General features: G+C 61.0%; 15 protein-coding genes and 1 pseudogene. 10 read left to right on the forward strand and 6 right to left on the reverse strand.

Translation table 11 applies throughout. The features are described 5' to 3' along the window. Positions 1 to 15: 15 nt before the first annotated feature. Together PZN02_RS17010 and greA are read right to left on the reverse strand one after the other, a co-directional pair. A complete protein-coding gene (locus PZN02_RS17010; RefSeq protein WP_280659123.1) occupies positions 16 to 1,071 on the reverse strand; it encodes a glycosyltransferase family 4 protein in 1,056 nt (351 codons plus the stop codon). 178 nt (positions 1,072 to 1,249) lie between these two features. Next, the gene (gene greA, locus PZN02_RS17015) at positions 1,250 to 1,726 is read right to left on the reverse strand and encodes a transcription elongation factor GreA (RefSeq protein WP_280659124.1); all 477 of its coding nucleotides are present in this window, start codon (positions 1,724 to 1,726) and stop codon (positions 1,250 to 1,252) included. 299 nt (positions 1,727 to 2,025) lie between these two features. Between greA and PZN02_RS17020 the strand changes: the two genes are divergently transcribed. Beyond that, a complete protein-coding gene (locus PZN02_RS17020; protein WP_280659125.1) occupies positions 2,026 to 3,507 on the forward strand; it encodes an MFS transporter in 1,482 nt (493 codons plus the stop codon). Positions 3,508 to 3,597: 90 nt separating this feature from the next. Here the strand turns inward: PZN02_RS17020 and PZN02_RS17025 are convergent, their stop codons facing one another. Continuing rightward, the gene (locus PZN02_RS17025; protein WP_280659126.1) at positions 3,598 to 3,900 is read right to left on the reverse strand and encodes a DUF6894 family protein; all 303 of its coding nucleotides are present in this window, start codon (positions 3,898 to 3,900) and stop codon (positions 3,598 to 3,600) included. 209 nt (positions 3,901 to 4,109) lie between these two features. Next, the gene (gene carB, locus PZN02_RS17030) at positions 4,110 to 7,601 is read right to left on the reverse strand and encodes a carbamoyl-phosphate synthase large subunit (RefSeq protein WP_280659127.1); all 3,492 of its coding nucleotides are present in this window, start codon (positions 7,599 to 7,601) and stop codon (positions 4,110 to 4,112) included. 392 nt (positions 7,602 to 7,993) lie between these two features. Here carB and ypfJ point away from each other — a divergent pair, with 392 nt between their 5' ends. Then, complete coding sequence (gene ypfJ, locus PZN02_RS17035) at positions 7,994 to 8,935, forward strand: KPN_02809 family neutral zinc metallopeptidase (RefSeq protein WP_280659128.1); 942 nt, start codon at positions 7,994 to 7,996, stop codon at positions 8,933 to 8,935. Between the two features lie 144 nt (positions 8,936 to 9,079). Here ypfJ and PZN02_RS17040 read toward each other — a convergent pair whose 3' ends face one another. Next, positions 9,080 to 10,078, reverse strand: coding sequence for an aldo/keto reductase (locus PZN02_RS17040; protein ID WP_280659129.1), 999 nt, complete (start codon positions 10,076 to 10,078; stop codon positions 9,080 to 9,082). A 118-nt stretch (positions 10,079 to 10,196) separates the two neighbouring features. On the opposite strand from PZN02_RS17040, the gene PZN02_RS17045 reads away from it, so the two are divergent. The 8 genes and pseudogenes from PZN02_RS17045 (at position 10,197) to tgt (ending at position 18,543) form a co-directional block, all read left to right on the forward strand. Beyond that, a complete protein-coding gene (locus PZN02_RS17045) occupies positions 10,197 to 11,105 on the forward strand; it encodes a LysR family transcriptional regulator (protein WP_280659130.1) in 909 nt (302 codons plus the stop codon). A 157-nt stretch (positions 11,106 to 11,262) separates the two neighbouring features. Then, a pseudogene (locus PZN02_RS17050) lies at positions 11,263 to 12,521 on the forward strand (TCR/Tet family MFS transporter). Between the two features lie 193 nt (positions 12,522 to 12,714). Then, on the forward strand, positions 12,715 to 14,154 hold the full coding sequence (locus PZN02_RS17055; RefSeq protein ID WP_280659131.1) for an MATE family efflux transporter: 1,440 nt from the start codon (positions 12,715 to 12,717) through the stop codon (positions 14,152 to 14,154). Between the two features lie 466 nt (positions 14,155 to 14,620). Further along, positions 14,621 to 15,115, forward strand: a complete 495-nt coding sequence (gene coaD, locus PZN02_RS17060) for a pantetheine-phosphate adenylyltransferase (protein WP_280659132.1) — start codon at positions 14,621 to 14,623, stop codon at positions 15,113 to 15,115. 33 nt (positions 15,116 to 15,148) lie between these two features. Then, complete coding sequence (locus PZN02_RS17065; protein WP_280659133.1) at positions 15,149 to 15,721, forward strand: peptidylprolyl isomerase; 573 nt, start codon at positions 15,149 to 15,151, stop codon at positions 15,719 to 15,721. Positions 15,722 to 15,744: 23 nt separating this feature from the next. Then, entirely contained in the window at positions 15,745 to 16,254 is a 510-nt protein-coding gene (locus tag PZN02_RS17070; RefSeq protein ID WP_280659134.1) for a peptidylprolyl isomerase, read from the forward strand. 75 nt (positions 16,255 to 16,329) lie between these two features. Next, positions 16,330 to 17,412, forward strand: coding sequence for a tRNA preQ1(34) S-adenosylmethionine ribosyltransferase-isomerase QueA (queA, locus tag PZN02_RS17075; protein ID WP_280659135.1), 1,083 nt, complete (start codon positions 16,330 to 16,332; stop codon positions 17,410 to 17,412). Next, on the forward strand, positions 17,413 to 18,543 hold the full coding sequence (gene tgt / locus PZN02_RS17080; protein ID WP_280659136.1) for a tRNA guanosine(34) transglycosylase Tgt: 1,131 nt from the start codon (positions 17,413 to 17,415) through the stop codon (positions 18,541 to 18,543). Positions 18,544 to 18,558: 15 nt separating this feature from the next. Here tgt and PZN02_RS17085 read toward each other — a convergent pair whose 3' ends face one another. Continuing rightward, positions 18,559 to 18,978 carry a DUF4864 domain-containing protein gene (locus tag PZN02_RS17085; RefSeq protein ID WP_280659137.1) on the reverse strand — a complete coding sequence of 140 codons (420 nt, stop codon included), beginning with the start codon at positions 18,976 to 18,978 and terminating at the stop codon, positions 18,559 to 18,561. Between the last annotated feature and the right edge of the window lie 378 nt (positions 18,979 to 19,356).

A 19,356-nucleotide genomic window follows, 5' to 3' on the forward strand; every position in this document is an offset into this window, starting at 1 on the left:
CTTTTTCGCTGTCGCTCAGCGCATGAGCCTTTCGTAGATGGCGCCTATCGCCCGCGCTTCGCCTTCGATAGCGAAACTCTCCGAGGTCCGCGACAGCCCATTGGCGCCAGCAGTCGTCAATCTCGGCAGGTCATCCATGAAAGCGGCCGCACCATCGACCATGGCGTTTACATCGTCGGCTGGAATGACAACACCCGTTTCTTCGACGCCGCCGGCAATCAGTTCCGAGAAAGCACCGACATCAGTTGCCACCACCGAGACGCCGCTTGCCATGGCCTCCAATGGCGTCAGACCGAAGCCCTCCCAGCGTTGCGGCGCAATGAAAAGGTCGAGCGCCCGGTACCAATCGGGAATATTGGTGTGCTCTCCGACGAAGAGGATGCGATCTGCAAGGCCCGCCTTGGCAACCCGTTGCTTCAATTCCGCCTCGAAGGCGAGGTGCTGTCCGGTCGCGCGCCCCGCAACGACCGCGCACCAATCGGGGCGGCTGGGCAGGAGCGCAATCATGCTGTCTACGAAAAGATCGGTGCCCTTTTGACGGCGGACGCGCCCGAAACAGCCGGCAATCTTCTTGGTGGGATCCAGTCCGACTGCTCGTTTTGCTTCCGCTTTGTCGGTCGCCGGCCGAAAGCGCTTGGTGTCTATGCCGTGCAGTATCACGGTATTCGGCACCTGCAGATAAGCGGCCGTCTTGCTGCTTGTCGCAATCACCGCGTCCATCCTGCCGATAAGAAACTTGCTCCATCCCGTGTGCCGCCGCTGCGACGCGGAAGTGAAGACGATCCTGATCTTCATGCGCAGAAGATCGCGCAGGATGATCGCCGGCAGCATTTCAACATTGCGGCGCGCGTGCCAGACGCGGCAAGGCCGGCCCGCCGGAGCCTTCCACAGATGGATCAGATCCCGAAACCGGATCGACGGCAACGTCGTCGGAAGGCCAGGGCCAAGAACCGCAATCTTCTGGCCGAGCGCACGCTGGATCGGAACGAGCTGAATGATCGTCGAAGTGACGCCGGAGAGGCGCTGCTTGAAATTGGGCGCAATGACCTCAATGTCCTGGATATCGGCCACGTGAGCGCACTCCTCGCGCATGCGACAATCATCGTTTGCAAAAGGGGCATCATTTGCAAAGGGGGAAGGGGACGGAGCGAGCCTCACGCCCCTTTAAGCGGGATGATCGCACCCCGCCCTTGGTAACATCGGTCACGTCCTGGGTTGCCACAACCAACCCTCGTGACCGCGGAGCCGTTCAGCCCCAGTGGATGGCGAGGATTTCGTAGGCCTTGGAGCCGCCAGGCGCATTGACCTCGATCGAGTCGCCAACTTCCTTGCCGATCAGCGCACGGGCGATCGGAGAGGAAATCGAAATGCGACCCGCTTTGACATCGGCTTCCTGGTCGCCGACGATCTGGTAGGTCTTCTCCTCTTCGGTGTCCTCGTCGACGAGTTTGACCTTGGCACCGAACTTGATCCTCGACCCGGACATCTTGGAAAGATCGATGACCTCCGCGCGCGCAATCAGATCCTCGAGTTCGGTGATCCGGCCCTCATTGTGGCTCTGCGCTTCCTTGGCAGCATGATATTCAGCGTTTTCCGACAAGTCGCCATGGGCACGGGCCTCGGCGATCGCTTCGATGATTCGCGGGCGCTCTCCTTGCTGCCGCCAGCGCAGTTCCTCCTGCAGATTGGCGAATCCACCCTGTGTCATCGGCACTTTGTCGACCATTTCATCATCCTTCATCAAACACGAAGCGCCACCTTTCGGCAGCGCCAACGCAAAAGAAAACGGTCTCCGGCGCGTAAGCGCCGGAACCGTCCGAAACATCCGAACCGCACTTATAGCAGAAACGGAAGTGCGAAAGCCAGATTTTTCGCGACTGAACAGAGGTCGGAAAGAGATCGAAGTACAACCTGAAGCCGATTGGACAACATGCGGGAGCCGCGAAGAAAGCTCTTTACCTCAACCGCAGTTGAGGTCGTATCAGTGCTGGTTCCACGAATGATTGGACGAATGGAATCGGATCAATGAGTTTGACAAAAGATGAGCTACGGGCGTCGAACGCGGCGCGGCAAACGGAAGTCGAGGGACGCTGGAGCGAACTCCTGCGGCCAGACCACTTGGCTGCGACCGTGACACTGTGCCTGGGCGTTGCGCTCTTCGCCTTCAACGAATTCTTGATTTCGACGGCGTTGCCGACAGCGGTCGAGGAGTTCGGCGGCGCAGCCTTGTTGTCATGGGCGTTCACGCTCTACCTCGTTTTCGCCATCGTGGGCGGCGCCGTGGCAGCGAACCAGAAGGCCCGGTTCGGCGCGCGCAACACGCTGATTGCAGCCGCGCTTGTATTCGTCACAGGCACTGTCATTGCCACGGTGGCAACCGGCATGCCGCAGGTGCTCGCCGGCAGGCTGCTGCAGGGACTGGGCGAAGGCATCATCGCGGCCGTCTGCTATGCACTGATACCCGAACTCTTCCCGCCGCGGCTCGTGCCCAAGATCTTTGGAGCGGAGGCGATCGTTTGGGCTACCGCCGCCTTTGCCGGACCGCTCATTTCCGGGCTGCTCACTGAATATTGGTCTTGGCGCGCCGCCTTCTTCGTCAACGTGCCGGCCGCGGCGATGTTTCTCGTGCTCGTTGGCGCCATCGTTCGCCAGCCGGGGCAGGGCGGAAAGAAGACGACAGGATCGGTGCCCTTGCTGCGGCTCACCGCTTTCGGCATAGGCATTCTGCTGATCTCAGTCTCAAACATGGCAGGCAACGGCTACGCGACGGCAGCTTTGCTGCTGATGGCGCTTGCTGTCTTCATTAACACGATCCACATCGACCGGAGATCGCCGAACGCCATTCTGCCCTCCGGCGCCTTCTCGGTCGGCCGCCCGCTTGGTACCGGCCTCTGGCTCGTTCTGTTGATGCCGCTCGCCCAGGCGTCGGGCTCCGTCTATCTCGTCTATGCACTACAGCACCTTTGGGGTTTCAGCCCGACCGCAGCCGGGTTTTCCAGCGCCCTGATGGCCATGTCCTGGAGCGCAACAGCAATCCTAGTCGCAAGCCTGCGCTCGCATCACTTACGCGTTCAATTGATCTGGACCGGGCCCTTGCTCCTCTGCCTTGGTCTCATCGGCTTGACGCTGGCGGTTGGCACCGGCGAGCATCGCCTCATCTTCATCAGCCAGATCGCGATCGGAACTGGCTTCGGTGTTTGCTGGGGAACGCTCAGTCAATTGCTGATGGACGTTTCGACCATCGAGGAGCGTGACAAAACCTCTGCGCTACTGCCGACGCTGCAATCGGCCGGTTATGCGATCGGCGCAGCCGTGTTCGGTGTGACGGCCAATGCCCTTGGTTTCGATGAAGGCGCGAGCGACCCGGTGATGTCCGCGGCAATGCTCGGAGTGTTCGCAATCGGCTGCGCGATCGCTGCCGCATCGCTCTTCTTCGGTGCCAGGACCTTGCGTTTGCTGCGGTATGCCGCGCCTCACGGTCAAGCGGCCGAACAAATATCGCGCTGAACGGGGCGCTACCGCATGATGCAGCAATTCAAAATGCTACAGCGACCTTTGCGCGTCCGATTGCACGCGCGGCGCTGTAAGCCCACCGACTCACCAGGCAGCCGCGGAACTCACGGCGCTGTCTGGCGGGTGGCGGAACAGGCCCGGATAGCGCCGGCCGATCAAGGCAAGCTGCTCCCGGCGACGGCCCTCCGATGGCGCGACTGTCGCGAGCAGGATGCCCTCGCTCGAGCGCATTTCGACCTTCAGCGACTCGTAATCCGTATCGCGACCGATCTTGTCGGCAATGCGCTGAGCATAATACAGCGCCGAACCCTCATCGAAATGGGCGATGCCCTCCTCGTCGAGGAATCGTTCATCGTCCCAATGGAGATCGAAGAAATAAAGCTGCACGTTGTTGCCCCAGTCCTGCGCCTTGCCGGCCGATCCCAGCTTTCATGCGCATGGCGGCATAGAACCACGTCGCGCTGGAATGCAGCCTGAACCAAACGTTCAGGTTGCATTCAAATAGTGAATAGCGACGGGGAGATGCCCTGTTGGGCTGAATGTAGGCGCAAGCCATGAAGCTGCGCACCCGAGACCGGGTACGCAGTTGCACTTCGTCAGGCGTCGAAGTAGCTCTGCAGCGGACGCACTTCGAGGTTGCCGGCCTTCAAGGCCTTGATTGCAAGGGCCGCTGCTTCGGCGCCGGCCATCGTCGTGTAATAGGGCACCTTCTGCATCAGTGTCGCGCGACGCAGCGATTTCGAATCGGAGATCGCCTTGTTGCCGTCCGTCGTGTTGATGACCAGTTGCACCTGCCGATTGCGAATAGCGTCCTCGACATGCGGCCGGCCTTCGAGGACCTTGTTGATTTTGGTGGCAGTAATGCCCTGCTCGCCGAGGAAGCGCGCCGTACCGCCGGTCGCCATGACCTTGAAGCCGATGTCGGCGAGAATGCGGATAGCCGGCAGCACGCGTGCCTTGTCCTCGTCGCGAACCGAAACGAAAACCGTTCCGTCGCGCGGCAGGTCCACACCGGCGCCGAGCTGGGATTTGGCGAAGGCGAGCGCGTAGTCCGTGTCAAGGCCGATAACTTCGCCGGTCGAGCGCATTTCGGGCCCGAGCAACGTGTCGACGCCGGGGAATCGGGCAAACGGGAAGACCGCCTCCTTGACGGCGATGTGCTTCAGATTGCGCGGGTCCGGTTTCTTGCCATAAGCGGCAATCGCGGTCTCCAGCGCTTCGCCCGCCATCACCCGTGCCGCGATCTTCGCGATCGGCGCGCCGATGGTTTTCGCCACGAAGGGGACCGTGCGCGACGCCCGCGGGTTGACCTCGAGCACATAGATCGTGCCGTCCTTGATGGCGAACTGCACGTTCATAAGGCCGCCAACGTGGAGAGCCTTGGCAAGCGCCGTCGTCTGGCGTTCAAGCTCATCGACGAGCTCTTTGTCGAGCGTGTGAACCGGCAGGGAGCAGGCGGAGTCGCCGGAATGGATGCCGGCTTCCTCGATGTGCTCCATGATGCCCGAGACGAAAACGTCCTTGCCGTCGCACAGGCAGTCGACGTCCACTTCGGTCGCATTCGTCAGGTAGCTGTCGAAAAGCAGCGGATTCTTGCCGAGCAGCGTGTTGATCTGACCGGTCTTGTCATTGGGATAACGCTGCTTGATGTCCTCCGGCACCAACCCCGGAACCGTGTCGAGCAGATAGCTCTGCAGCATGCTTTCCGAATGGATGATCTGCATGGCGCGGCCGCCCAGAACATAGGACGGGCGCACGACCAGCGGGAAGCCGATCTCCGCGGCAACGAGGCGAGCCTGCTCGACCGAATAGGCGATGCCGTTGTTCGGCTGGTTAAGATCGAGCTTCATCAAGAGCTTCTGGAAGCGATCCCGGTCCTCGGCGAGGTCGATCGCGTCGGGATCCGTGCCGAGGATTGGAATGCCGTTCTTTTCCAGCGCTTCGGCAAGCTTCAGAGGCGTCTGGCCGCCGAACTGAACGATGACGCCGTGCAGCGTGCCGTTTTCCTGTTCGGCGCGCATGATCTCGATGACATCTTCGGCGGTCAGCGGTTCGAAATAGAGCCGGTCGGACGTATCGTAATCGGTCGAAACCGTTTCCGGATTGCAGTTGACCATGATCGCTTCGTAGCCTGCGTCCTTCAGCGCGAAGGCGGCATGGCAGCAGCAATAGTCGAACTCGATGCCCTGGCCGATCCGGTTCGGCCCACCGCCGAGGATGACGACCTTCTTGCGGTCGGAAACCTGGGCTTCCGAGCGCGCGGCACCGACGAAGGGCGTTTCATAGGTCGAATACATGTAGGCCGTCGGCGAGGCGAACTCGGCCGCGCAGGTATCGATGCGCTTGTAGACCGGGCGGACGTTCAGCGCGTTGCGCAGCTCGGCCACTTCCTTCGGGCGCTTCCCAGTGAGCGTCGCAAGCCGGGCATCCGAGAATCCCATGGCCTTCAGCATGCGCAGATTTTCCGCATCCTGCGGCAGACCGTGCTCGCGGATGCGCGCCTCCATGTCGACGATCGCCTTGAACTGGGCGATGAACCACGGATCGATTTTGCAGGCCTCGTGGACCTCCGCTTCGCTCATGCCGAGACGGAGGGCCTGGGCGACCATACGCAGTCGGTCCGGCGTCGGCGTGCCGATTGCCGCACGGATGGCATTGCGGCCGTCGCCATTCTCGTCGAAATCCGGGATGTCGATCTCGTCGAGACCGGTGAGGCCCGTTTCGAGACCGCGCAGCGCCTTCTGCAGCGATTCAGCGAAGGTACGACCGATCGCCATGACCTCGCCCACCGATTTCATCGCGGTCGTGAGGGTCGGTTCGGCGCCGGGGAACTTTTCGAAGGCGAAACGCGGGATCTTGGTAACGACATAGTCGATTGACGGCTCGAAGGACGCCGGCGTCGCGCCACCGGTGATATCGTTCTCCAACTCGTCGAGCGTATAGCCGACGGCGAGCTTTGCCGCGATCTTGGCGATTGGGAAGCCGGTTGCCTTGGACGCCAGCGCGGAGGAGCGCGACACGCGCGGGTTCATCTCGATGACGACCAGGCGGCCGTTTTCCGGATTGACGGCAAACTGGACGTTCGAGCCGCCGGTCTCGACGCCGATCTCGCGCAGCACCGCGATCGAGGCGTTGCGCATGATCTGGTATTCCTTGTCGGTCAAGGTCAGCGCCGGCGCAACCGTGATCGAGTCACCCGTATGGACGCCCATCGGGTCGATGTTCTCGATCGAGCAGATGATAATGCAGTTGTCCGCCTTGTCGCGGACGACCTCCATCTCGTATTCCTTCCAGCCGAGAACCGACTCCTCGATCAGGACTTCCGTCGTCGGCGACGCATCCAGACCGCTGCCAACGATCTCGAAGAATTCCGAGCGGTTGTACGCGATGCCGCCGCCGGTGCCGCCGAGTGTGAAGGAGGGACGAATGATCGCGGGCAGGCCGACGTCGTCGAGCGCCTGCGCGGCAATCGCCATAGCGTGGTTGAGGTAGCGCTGCTTGCGGTCGCCTTCACCGAGGTTCCACTGATTTTCCAACTCGTCGAGCGCCTTGTCGAGTTCGGCGCCGGTAAGCCGGGCTTTCAGCTCCGCCCGCTCCGCCTCATGCGCCTTGCGATCCAGATCCTTGATGTCGGTCGCGTTCGCAAGCCGCGATTTGGGCGTTTCGAGACCGATCTTCGCCATAGCCTCGCGGAAGAGGGCACGATCCTCGGCTTTGTCGATCGCCTCCGGCTTGGCGCCGATCATCTCGACATTGTAGCGGTCGAGCACACCCATGCGGCGCAGCGAGAGTGCGGTGTTGAGTGCAGTCTGGCCGCCCATGGTCGGCAAGAGTGCATCCGGGCGTTCTTTGGCGATGATCTTGGCGACGACTTCCGGCGTGATCGGCTCGACATAGGTCGCGTCTGCCAGTCCTGGGTCGGTCATGATCGTTGCCGGGTTGGAGTTGACCAGGATGACGCGGTAGCCTTCCTCCTTCAGCGCCTTGCAGGCCTGCGTGCCGGAATAGTCGAATTCACATGCCTGGCCGATGACGATCGGCCCCGCGCCGATGATGAGGATCGATTTGATGTCTTGGCGCTTGGGCATGGTTCTTATCCATCTCTAGCTGCGCGAAAAACCGGCCAGGGTGGGAGGTCACCGGCCGGGGCGCGCATTTGTGGTCTTTTCAGGCTAGAAGCGGCTTATAGGCAAATGTTTCTGCAAGCGAAACCCCGAAAATCTCGGAATCGACAATAAAGCGAAGATATTTGCGGCGCGCATTTCCAGACCCTCGGAACGGTCGCGTGAAGATGAGAAGGCCCGGAATTTTTCGACGGGGCGAAACTCGACTTCATGCCGCCGCGATCGGTTCGCCAAATCCATAAAAAGATCGGCCGGATGAAAGCACCCCGGTGGCGATAGCGTTTTACAAGGATCGTCGCTCGGGCATATAAATCATTCAATGCATTAAGCCGATGCGACGCCTGGAGGACCTGATCATGGAATGGAAAGGCCGCCGCCAATCCGGAAACGTCGAAGATCAGCGCGGGGCGAGCCCCGGAGGCGGTCCAGGAGGCCCATTCGGCCGTGGCGGCGGGTTCCGCTTGCCGGGTGGGGGAGGCGGGATGCGCCGCGCCGGCGGGGGATTAAGCTTCGGCACGATTATCTTTCTCGTCATCCTCTATTTCGTGCTTCGGGCCATGGGCATCGACATGCTCCAGGTCCTCGAGGGCGGGGGCCCAATGAGCATGCCTGGCTTCGAGCAGAGCGATGGCTCGCAGGTGCCCCAGGGCTCGGCCGAAGAGGAAGAGATGAAAGCCTTTATGGCCACGGTACTCGCTGAAACGGAAGACACCTGGAACGGTATCTTCCAGGCGAGCGGCGAGCAGTATCAGGAACCGAAGCTGGTGCTGTTCAACGATTCCGTCCGTTCGGCGTGCGGCTTTGCCTCCGCCGCCTCGGGCCCGTTCTATTGCCCGGGCGACCGCAAGGTCTATCTCGACATGAGCTTCTTTGACGAACTCGCTCACAAGTTCGATGCCGCAGGCGACTTCGCCCAGGCCTATGTGCTTGCTCATGAGGTCGGCCATCACGTGCAGAACCTGATCGGCGTCTTGCCGAAATTCAACCAGATGCGCCAGCGCATGAGCGAGGTCGAGGCAAACCAGATGTCGATCCGCGTCGAGCTGCAGGCCGATTGTTTCGCGGGAATCTGGGGCAAATATACGGAGCAGAAGGGACTACTGGAAAGCGGCGATCTGGAGGAGGCGCTGAACGCCGCCACGCAGATCGGCGACGATACGCTGCAAAAGCGCACGCAAGGCTATGTCGTCCCGGAGAGCTTCAACCACGGCACATCCGAGCAACGGATGAGATGGTTCCAGCGCGGCTTCGACAGCGGCCAAATGTCGGCTTGCGACACGTTCTCCGGTTCCGTCTGATCGGAACGTCCGGACCGGGCGTTTGAGCCCGATCCGAGCAACTAAAGAGCGTCGCATGGAGCCAGGTGAGGCGCTTCAAGTCTTTGTTGCATGCATGTCGTTGTCCCGAAACCGCTGCACACTTTCGGGCGACATGCATGAGGTTCAGCCGTGCCGTTCGCTGTCCATGTGCGCGAGTTGCGCTTCCGGATAACGGGCACCGGCGGCAGCGTCCTTCGGCACGGCACGCTCTATCGCCGCCAGCTCATCCGCATCGAGGCGAACGGCCTGCGAAGCAAGCGCCTCGGCCAGTCGATCGCGGCGGCGCGCCCCCACCAGCGGCACGATATCGGCACCCTGCGCGGCTACCCAGGCGATCGCGATCTGCGCGACGGTAACGCCCTTCGCGTCTGCGACGCGTCGCAGCGCCTCGACGAGAGCCAGGTTCTGCTCGATATTGCCTTCCTGGAAGCGCGGGCTCATGGCGCGGAAATCGCCACCCTTGGTCGCACCTTTTTGCCAATGGCCGCTGATCAGGCCGCGCGAAAGGACGCCATAGGCGGTGATGCCAATGCCGAGCTCGCGGCATGTCGGCAGGATCTCCGCTTCGATCCCGCGGGAAATCAGCGAGTACTCGATCTGAAGATCGACGATCGGATGGACGGCGGCCGCGCGCCGGATCGTCTCGGGACCGACCTCGGAAAGGCCGATGTGGCGAACATAGCCGGCCTTCACCATATCGGCGATCGCCCCAACGGTATCCTCGATCGGGACATCGGGATCGAGGCGGGCAGGTCTATAGATATCGATGTAATCGACGCCCAGGCGCTGCAGCGTATAGGCAAGGAAGTTGCGCACGGCCTTCGGCCGGCCGTCATAACCGAGCCACGCGCCGGCGGCATCGCGCAACGCACCGAACTTGACGCTCAACTGCACCTGATCGCGATCGCGTCCCTTGAGGGCCTCGCCGATCAGCATCTCATTGTGACCCATGCCGTAGAAATCACCGGTGTCGAGCAAGGTGATCCCCGCATCGAGCGCGGCATGAATGGTGGCGATGCTTTCCGCACGGTCTGATGGACCGTACATCCCCGACATACCCATGCAACCAAGCCCGATCACGGAAACGTCCGGGCCGAATTTTCCAAGCGAAACCTTTTCCATCTCACTTCTCCTTCGATGAGGCCGTTGTCCGGCCAATTCGTTCGCCGCCGTATTTACTTCAGGTCGCAGTGTGCGATAATCCGTCGCAAGCCAAACAGCTTATCCATAATTCCGCACAATGAACGACCTTCCACTCGCAGATCTTGATGCATTTGCCGCCGTTGCCCGTGAACGCAGCTTCCGTACTGCCGCCCGCAAACGCGGCGTTTCAGCCTCCGCACTGAGCGAAGCGCTGCGGCGGCTGGAGGCAAGACTGGGCGTGAGACTGCTCAATCGCACGACCCGCAGCGTCACGCTGACGGAGGCGGGAACGCGGCTGCTCGAACGTTTGTCGCCGGCGCTTGGAGAGATCGCCGGCGCGCTTGATCAGGTGGGCAGCCTCCGCGACAGCCCTGCGGGCACGCTCAGGCTGAATGTGCCGACAATCGTCGCCCGCGAAATCTTGCCGCCACTTGTCGGTCGGTTCCTGAAGGCCAATCCGGCAATTACGCTGGAGGTGACAGCGGAGGATGGCTTCATCGATGTTCTCGCCGCCGGATTCGACGCCGGCGTGCGCTATGAGGAACGACTTGAGCGAGACATGATCGCCATCCCGATCGGCCCGCGCGTGCAGCGTTACCTCACCGCCGCTGCGCCGGATTATCTTGCCAGACATGGCGTACCTCAACATCCGCGCGACCTTCTCGAACATGCTGCCATCCGCCACCGTTTCCAGAGCGGCGTTGCCTTGACGTGGGAGTTTGGAGAAGGCGATGCCGCCTTGACCATCGCACCGCCCGCGGTCGTCCTTGCCAACGCGATCGATCTCGAAGTCGGCGCAGCGGTCGACGGTCTCGGCGTGATTCGAACATTCGAGGAATTTCTGGCACCGGAGATTGAAGCGGGACGGCTCGTGCCAATTCTCGACGAATGGGTAACCAGTTTCCCGGGACCGTTCCTGTACTATGCCAGCCGCCGGCATATGCCGGCCCCGCTCAGGGCCTTCGTCGACTTCCTAAAGGCGGAACAACGGCGCTCGGAACAGTAAGGCCGCAAGCTGAAAGTATCAGCGGACGCGATAGCTTCGATCATAAACTTTGAAATGTTCACGCATTGTTTCGTTTTTAACAATGCGATACACCTTATTTGGTGACGTCGTTCACGTTCTGTCTCCACACTGACGACATACAGCGGGGAGGGGCTTTATGCTCGACAAGAAATTCGTGCGGCGTGGACTGTTTCTCGTCTTTCTCATCCTCTTTCTCGACATCATGGGCATCGCCATCATCGTGCCGGTGCTGCCGACCTATCTGCAGGAACTGACCGGCGCAGACGTTAGCGAAGCGGCAATCGACGGCGGCTGGCTGCTGCTCGTCTATTCGGCGATGCAGTTTCTCTTTGCACCTCTGATCGGCAACCTGAGCGATCGCTTCGGGCGGCGACCGATCCTGCTTGCTTCCGTTCTCACCTTCGCGATCGACAACCTGATCTGTGCGCTTGCAACGAGCTACTGGATGCTTTTCGTCGGGCGTGTCCTTGCTGGCGTCAGCGGCGCGAGCTTCGGAACGGCGTCCGCCTACATTGCCGACATCAGCGACGACAGCAATCGAGCGAAGAATTTTGGATTGATCGGCATCGCTTTCGGCACCGGCTTCGCGCTCGGCCCCGTTATTGGTGGCTTTCTCGGAGAGCTGGGTCCCAGGGTGCCGTTTTACGGTGCCGCCGCGCTGTCCTTCATCAACTTCGTGGTCGGTCTATTCCTCCTGCCCGAAACGCTGGACAGCGCAAACAAGCGGCGCTTCGAGTGGTGGCGCGCCAATCCTCTCGGCGCGCTCAAACAGATGCGCAACTATCCCGGCATCGGCTGGATTGGTCTTGTCTTCTTCCTCTACTGGCTCGCCCATGCGGTCTACCCGGCGGTCTGGTCGTTCGTCTCATCCTATCGTTACGGCTGGAGCGAGGGGCAGATCGGGCTGTCGCTCGGAATCTTCGGTGTCGGCGGAGCGTTTGTCATGGCCGTCGTCCTGCCGCACGTCGTGACGCGGTTCGGCGAACGGCGAACGGCGGCGCTCGGTCTAGTCTTCACCGCGCTCGGAATGGCCGGCTATGCCGCCGCCTGGCAGGGGTGGATGGTGTATGCCGTGATCGTCGCGACGGCACTCGAAAGCCTGGCGATCCTCCGTTACGCAGCATCGCATCTGCCCACGTCCCGCCCTCGGCGCAAGGCGAACTGCAGGGAGCGCTGACCAGCATTTCGAGCATCACGACGATCGTCGGGCCGCTGATCTTCACGCAGATCTTCGGATATTTCACCAGCCCCGCGGCGGCCCTCTCGTTTTCCGGCGCACCGTACGCCCTGGCGGGCTGCCTCATTGTCGCGGGGCTCGCCGTCTTCCTGCTTCGCGTGCGTCCACAACCCGACCAAGCATTCCAGGATGGCGTCCCGAAACCAACACAGGCCTGACGCCCGACGGGGCAACGCCTTCAAACTGATCAATTTCTTTGATCCTTCGATGAAAAATTGAGCAGTCAGGCCTTTCTCGCTGGCACTTTCATCGGCGCTGCTCTATCTCGGATATTCTTCCACCGAGTTGATTTGCAGCCGATGATCTTGGATGCGTCCAAGATCATGAACGTGATCTGGAGCCAGGTTTCCCATGCTGACCACGAACACGAGCCGAATGAAGCTGCAGAACGATAATTCGTGGAGCAACCACTTTCGTGCAAGCTTCTATCTCGGCGTGCCCTTCATCGGTGCGCAACTGGCGCAGCTGGCGATCAATACGACCGATGTGCTGATGGTCGGAAAGCTAGGGGCCACCGAGCTCGCGGCCATCATCCTTGCGACGCAGGCGTTCTTCACCGTCTTCATCTTCGGCAGCGGCTTTGCCAATGCCGTGGTACCCATGGCCGCGCAGGCACAGGGCCGCGGCGACAAGGTTTCCGTCCGCCGCGCGGTGAGAATGGGCATGTGGGTGGTGCTGCTCTACGGTGCACTCACGGCGCCGCTCCTTTGGATGGCAGAGCCTATTCTTCTCTTTGCCGGCCAAAGGCCCGAGGTCGCGAAGCTTGCCGGGGGATACCTGCACATCGCACAATGGGCGATTTTTCCGAGCCTGATCTTCATGGTGCTGAGGGCTTTCCTGAGCGGATTGGAGCGGGCAGGGATCATCCTCTACGTGACGCTTGTAACGCTCGTTCTCAATGCGCTGCTTTGCTACGTGCTGATCTACGGACATTTCGGCTTTCCGGCGCTCGGCATATTCGGCGCAGCCCTCGCGGCCCTTGGCGTTGCCTTGCTCGGTGCAGGCCTGACGATCGCCTATATCCGCAGCCGGCCGGAACTGAACCAGTACGAGCTCTTCGTTCGTTTTTGGCGGCCGGACTGGCCGGCGTTCCGCGAGGTGATCTATCTCGGCGTTCCGATCTCCATAACCATCCTCGCAGAAGTCAGCCTGTTTACAGCCGCGTCGCTGCTCATGGGCAACATCGGCACGATGGAACTGGCTGCGCACGGGATCGCGCTTCAATTCGCCTCGATCGCCTTCATGATCCCGCTCGGTCTCGCGCAGGCTGGAACAGTGCGTGTCGGTCTGGCCTACGGAAGCGGCGACATGTTGGGCGTCAGACGGGCCGCCGTCGCCGTACTCGTCCTCGGTAGCCTCTTTGCCGCCATCGGCAGCACGATCTTCGCGCTATTTCCCCGCCAGCTTGCAGCCCTCTACCTGGATACGAGCCGGCCCGATGCGGCGGAAGTGCTTGCCTTTGCCGGTCCGTTGATCGTCATCGCCGGGGCTTTCCAGCTTGTCGATGGTCTCCAGGCCATTGCCGCCGGCATGCTGCGCGGCCTTAAGGACACGACGGTACCAATGATACTGGCGATGATCTCCTACTGGCCGATCGGCTTCTTCTGCGCCTGGGCATTCGCTTTTCCGCTGAACTTCGGCGGCGTCGGCGTCTGGTTCGGCTTTGTGCTCGGGCTTGCGGCGGCAGCCTTGTCGCTCAATTGGCGATTCTTCCATCTGCTTCGTTCGATGCAAGCGAAGGCCTTTGAACCAGAGCCCCGTGGCGAGCCTCAAACCACCCTGCGCGGCTAAGGAATGACAAGAAAAAGCCGGACGGGCAGGGGAGGCCGTCCGGCTTACAGAGCGACCTCATCAGGGGAAGACATGAGGCCGCTTATTTTGAAACTTCCGGCAAGAAGTTCCTGGAGGCATTCACAGATTAAAGCCGCGGTCTTGCTGGTTGCGGACACGCACTTCGCTGCGAAGCGCATGGATTGCAGCAACGGACATCGCGAAAAACATCGTCATCGAAAACAGAGCAAGTCCCATGGCCGTAATCCTTTCAGTTCCTAAAACGGCATGTCTCCAAAAAAGGTTCCGTTCATTCTTGCCTCACGGTACAACTTCCGGTGTGAAACCATCTTGAACACTCCATTCATCTAGCATTCATTCTTTCCCGCGTGCTGTTTCCGAGGGAACAGCCGGGACGCGGTTCGCGCTGCCCTTGCGATCAGCCGCTGTCCGTGACAAAAGGCTTCACCAAACGGAAACAGGTGCGATGACCACGGCTTTCTATCCCGGCTCCTTCGATCCGATGACGAACGGGCATCTTGATGTGCTTGTGCAAGCACTGAATGTCGCCGCAAAGGTCATCGTGGCGATCGGCATTCATCCGGGAAAGGCGCCGCTTTTTTCCTTCGAAGAGCGCGCCGAGCTCATCCGCCGCTCGCTGAGCGAGTTTCTGCCTGAAAGGGCCGGTGATATCGCCGTTGTTTCGTTCGATAATCTGGTGGTCGACGCGGCGCGCCATCACGGTGCGACCCTGCTCGTGCGGGGCCTGCGCGACGGCACGGACCTCGACTACGAGATGCAGATGGCGGGCATGAACCGGCAGATGGCTCCGGACATCCAGACACTGTTTTTACCGGCGGGTACCGCATCGAGGCCCATTACGGCCACATTGGTCCGCCAGATCGCGGCGATGGGCGGCGACGTAAGCGCTTTCGTCCCCCGTGCGGTCCATCAAGCGCTGCAGGCGAAGCGTACGGCCTGAACGCGCGGAGCTCACACCACTCAGGGAGAACCCATGAAAATCCTCCAATTCGCTTTTGCCGGCGCCCTGGCGTTCGCCGCCTTGACGGGGACTGCCTTCGCGCAGTCCGGCGACAATGTGATTACCATACAGCTCAAGGACGGCCCGGTCGTCGTCGAGTTGCGCCCGGACATCGCGCCGAAGCACGTTGATCAGATCAAGGCGCTCGCTGCCGCAGGCGAATACGACAACGTTGCCTTTCATCGCGTGATCAAGGGCTTCATGGCCCAGACGGGCGACGTACAATACGGCGATATGGAGCAGGGCTATCAGGCCGAACTCGCTGGAACGGGTGGTTCCTCCAAGCCCGACCTGCCGGCGGAATTCTCCGACGTGCCCTTCGAGCGTGGTACAGTCGGCATGGCCCGTTCGCAGGACCCGAACAGCGCCAACTCGCAGTTCTTTATCATGTTCGCGCCGGGCGACTTCCTCAACGGCCAATATACGGTCGTCGGCAAGGTGGTCGAAGGCATGGAGAATGTCGACAAGATCAAGCTCGGAGATGACGCCAACAACGGCGCCGTCACCGATCCAGACCGTATGATCAGCGTCAAGGTCGGCAAGTAAAGTCAAACAGAAGGAGAAGAACCATGGCCGAGATCAAGGATCCGGAAAACACGATCATCATGGAGACCACGAAGGGCAGGGTCGTGATCGAGCTTCTGCCGGACGTCGCTCCGGGTCATGTCGATCGTATCAAGGAGCTGACGCGCGAGGGAGCCTATGATGGAGTCGTGTTTCATCGCGTGATCGAGGACTTCATGGCGCAGACCGGCGACGTCCAGTACGGAAAGACCGGCAGCGAACACTTTAATCCGGGCCGCGCAGGCATGGGCGGCTCCTCCAAGCCCGACCTGAAGGCCGAGTTCTCCGACAAGAGCCACGTGCGTGGCACGTGCTCGATGGCCCGCAGCCAGATGCCGAACTCGGCAAACTCCCAGTTCTTCATCTGCTTCACCGATGCTCCGTGGCTCAACAAGCAGTACTCGATCTGGGGCCAGGTGATCGAAGGCATGGAGAATGTCGACAAGATCAAGCGCGGCGAACCGGTGCGTGATCCCGACACTATCGTGTCGATGCGGGTTGCCGCAGACGCCTGATTTGCGCTAATGCACAGACCCGCCCCGGTCGCGTCAAAAGACGCCGGGGCGGGTTTGCTTTTATATGAACCATCGATGCGCGTAGACCTGTTCGACTTCGACCTGCCGGAAACTTCCATTGCGCTGCGGCCCGCAAACCCGCGCGACAGCGCCCGCATGCTTGTCGTGCGGCCAGAGAGCGAGCCTGTCCTCAGCGATCATGGCGTTCTCGACCTGCCGTCCTTCCTGCGGCCCGGGGACGCACTGGTTTTCAACGACACCAAGGTGATACCGGCGCAGCTAGAAGGCCTTCGCAGGCGCAGCGAAGAGATCGTCACCCAGGTCTCGCTGACGCTGCATATGCGGGTCGCACCCGACCGCTGGAAGGCTTTCGCGCGACCGGCGCGCCGGCTGAAACCCGGTGACCGCATCTCGTTCGGCCACGGCGGAAACAGCTGCCTGCTCGGCACGCTCGACGCCACGGTCGAGGAGAAGGCCGACGCCGGCGAGGTTACGCTGCGCTTCGACCTTTCCGGACCGGCACTCGACGAAGCGATCATGGCCGTGGGCCATATCCCGCTGCCCCCCTATATCGCATCCAAACGTCCGGACGACGCACGGGACCGAACCGACTATCAGACCGTCTATGCGCGGGAAGAGGGGGCAGTCGCGGCACCCACCGCGGGACTGCATTTCACCGAACGCCTTTTCGCAAGACTCGACGAGGTCGGTGTCGAGCGGCATTTCGTCACCCTGCACGTGGGTGCGGGGACCTTTCTGCCGGTCAAGACGGATGACACCGACGATCACGTGATGCACGAGGAAATCGGCCACGTGAGCGCGGCGACAGCCAACAGCCTGAATGCGGTACGCGCGAGGGGCGGGCGCATCGTCTGCGTCGGCACGACGTCGCTTCGACTGATCGAAAGCGCGGCAACGAAAGAAGGCGAAATCCGGCCCTGGTCGGGCGCGACCGGCATCTTCATCACACCGGGTTATCGTTTCCGTGCGGTGGATATGCTGATGACCAATTTCCATCTGCCGAAATCGACGCTTTTCATGCTCGTTTCGGCCTTCGCCGGGCTCGACACGATGCGTGCCGCCTACGCGCACGCGATCGCCGCCGGCTATCGCTTCTATTCCTATGGCGATTCAAGCCTGCTTTTTCGGAAAGACTAGATGACCGAGACGTTCCAATTCAAGCTGCTTGCAACCGACGGCAAGGCGCGCCGCGGCGAGGTTTCGATGCCGCGCGGCACGATCCGCACGCCTGCATTCATGCCTGTCGGGACCGTCGGCACGGTCAAGGCCATGTATCTCGACCAGGTACGCGAACTCGGTGCCGACATCATCCTCGGCAACACCTACCATTTGATGCTGCGTCCCGGCGCCGAACGTGTTGCCCGGCTCGGCGGACTGCACAAGTTCATTCGCTGGGAACGGCCGATCCTGACGGACAGCGGCGGCTTCCAGGTGATGTCGCTTTCCAGCCTGCGCAAGCTCAACGAGCAGGGCGTGACCTTCAAGAGCCATGTGGACGGCGCGCTCTATCACATGTCGCCGGAACGCTCGATCGAGATCCAGGGGCTGCTCGACAGCGATATACAGATGCAGCTCGACGAGTGCGTGGCGCTGCCTGCCGAACCCATCGAAATCGAGCGGGCGATGGAAATGTCGCTGCGCTGGGCGGAACGCTGCAAGGTGGCGTTCGGCGACCAGCCGGGCAAGGCGATGTTCGGCATCGTGCAGGGCGGGGACATTCCGAAACTGCGCGAGCGCTCGGCTCTTGCGCTAAGAGATCTTGATCTCAAAGGCTACGCGATCGGCGGCCTGGCCGTGGGCGAACCACAGGAGGTCATGCTCGACATGCTCGACGTCACATGCCCGGCGCTGCCTGCCGACAAGCCGCGCTACCTGATGGGCGTCGGCACGCCAGACGATATCCTGAAATCCGTCGCGCATGGCATCGACATGTTCGACTGCGTTATGCCGACCCGTTCCGGCCGCCATGGCCTGGCCTTCACCCGCTACGGCCGCATCAATCTTCGAAACGCACGCCACGCCGAAGATACGCGCCCGCTCGACGAGCAATCGTCCTGTCCGGCAACACGCGACTACTCGCGCGCCTACCTGCATCATCTGATCCGCTCGAATGAATCGCTCGGGGGCATGCTGCTCAGCTGGAACAACCTGGCCTATTATCAGGAGCTGATGGCGGGCATCCGCCAAGCGATCGAGGAGGGGCGTTACGCCGATTTCATGGCGGAGACCCAGGAAAACTGGAAGCGCGGTGACTTGCCGCCCGTCTGACCTCCCTTCAGCCTGTCAGAGTTGAGGGCCGGACGCGGTCTGCAGCATCATCACTCCATTGATCTTGTAGGTGCCATCCGGCTGGTGAACGAGATCGTAGATCGCCGTCCAGTCCTTGCCGTCCGATCCCGAAATCAGGACTTCCTGGAACACCTCTTCGCCGACTACCTTCGAGCGGCCGAAGGCGAAGTTGCCGGGGCGGTAGAGGTGCTGATAGCTGCGCTTGACCATGTCGAAAAAGATGATCTTGTCCGGAAATTTTGTCCTGATAGCCGGCGAGGCGAAGGAATAGGCTGTATCCGCATCGTCTTCCAGGAAAGCCTTGATTTGAGCGCGGATGATGGATTGCACCGTCTCGACAGGTTCATCAGCGAGGGCGGAGCCCGGTCCAATCAAAAGCGTGAGACAAAGTGCAAGAAGAACGATCCTGACCATCACAGGCCTCCATCCGCTTCTTTGTCACCAAGGAGAGGCTTCATGCTAACGTCGGTAAGCGGCTTGCGACCACTAGACTCCAACATCATTATTTTCTGTTTTACTCATATACGTATTATTTCAATACAGTACACAATAATTCTAAGCTAAGCCTGCGGCCATCATAACTTTGTGATGCCGCGATTGCGAACGACTTTCGATCGGTGCAGCGCAGATCCCAGGCGCTCATGTCCGCCAACTTACGTCGAATCGGCACGGTTCGTGGCGTTTTCAAGGATGTCTTACGTTGGTAGACCAGCATCTAAAAAGGGCGAGCCGGCAAGAACTCTGGCGAACGAAAACACGAACCGTCGGCTTAAGGAGATCTGCGCCGTGTCG

It is taken from the genome of Sinorhizobium garamanticum (assembly GCF_029892065.1).
Classification (GTDB): Bacteria; Pseudomonadota; Alphaproteobacteria; order Rhizobiales; family Rhizobiaceae; genus Sinorhizobium; species Sinorhizobium garamanticum.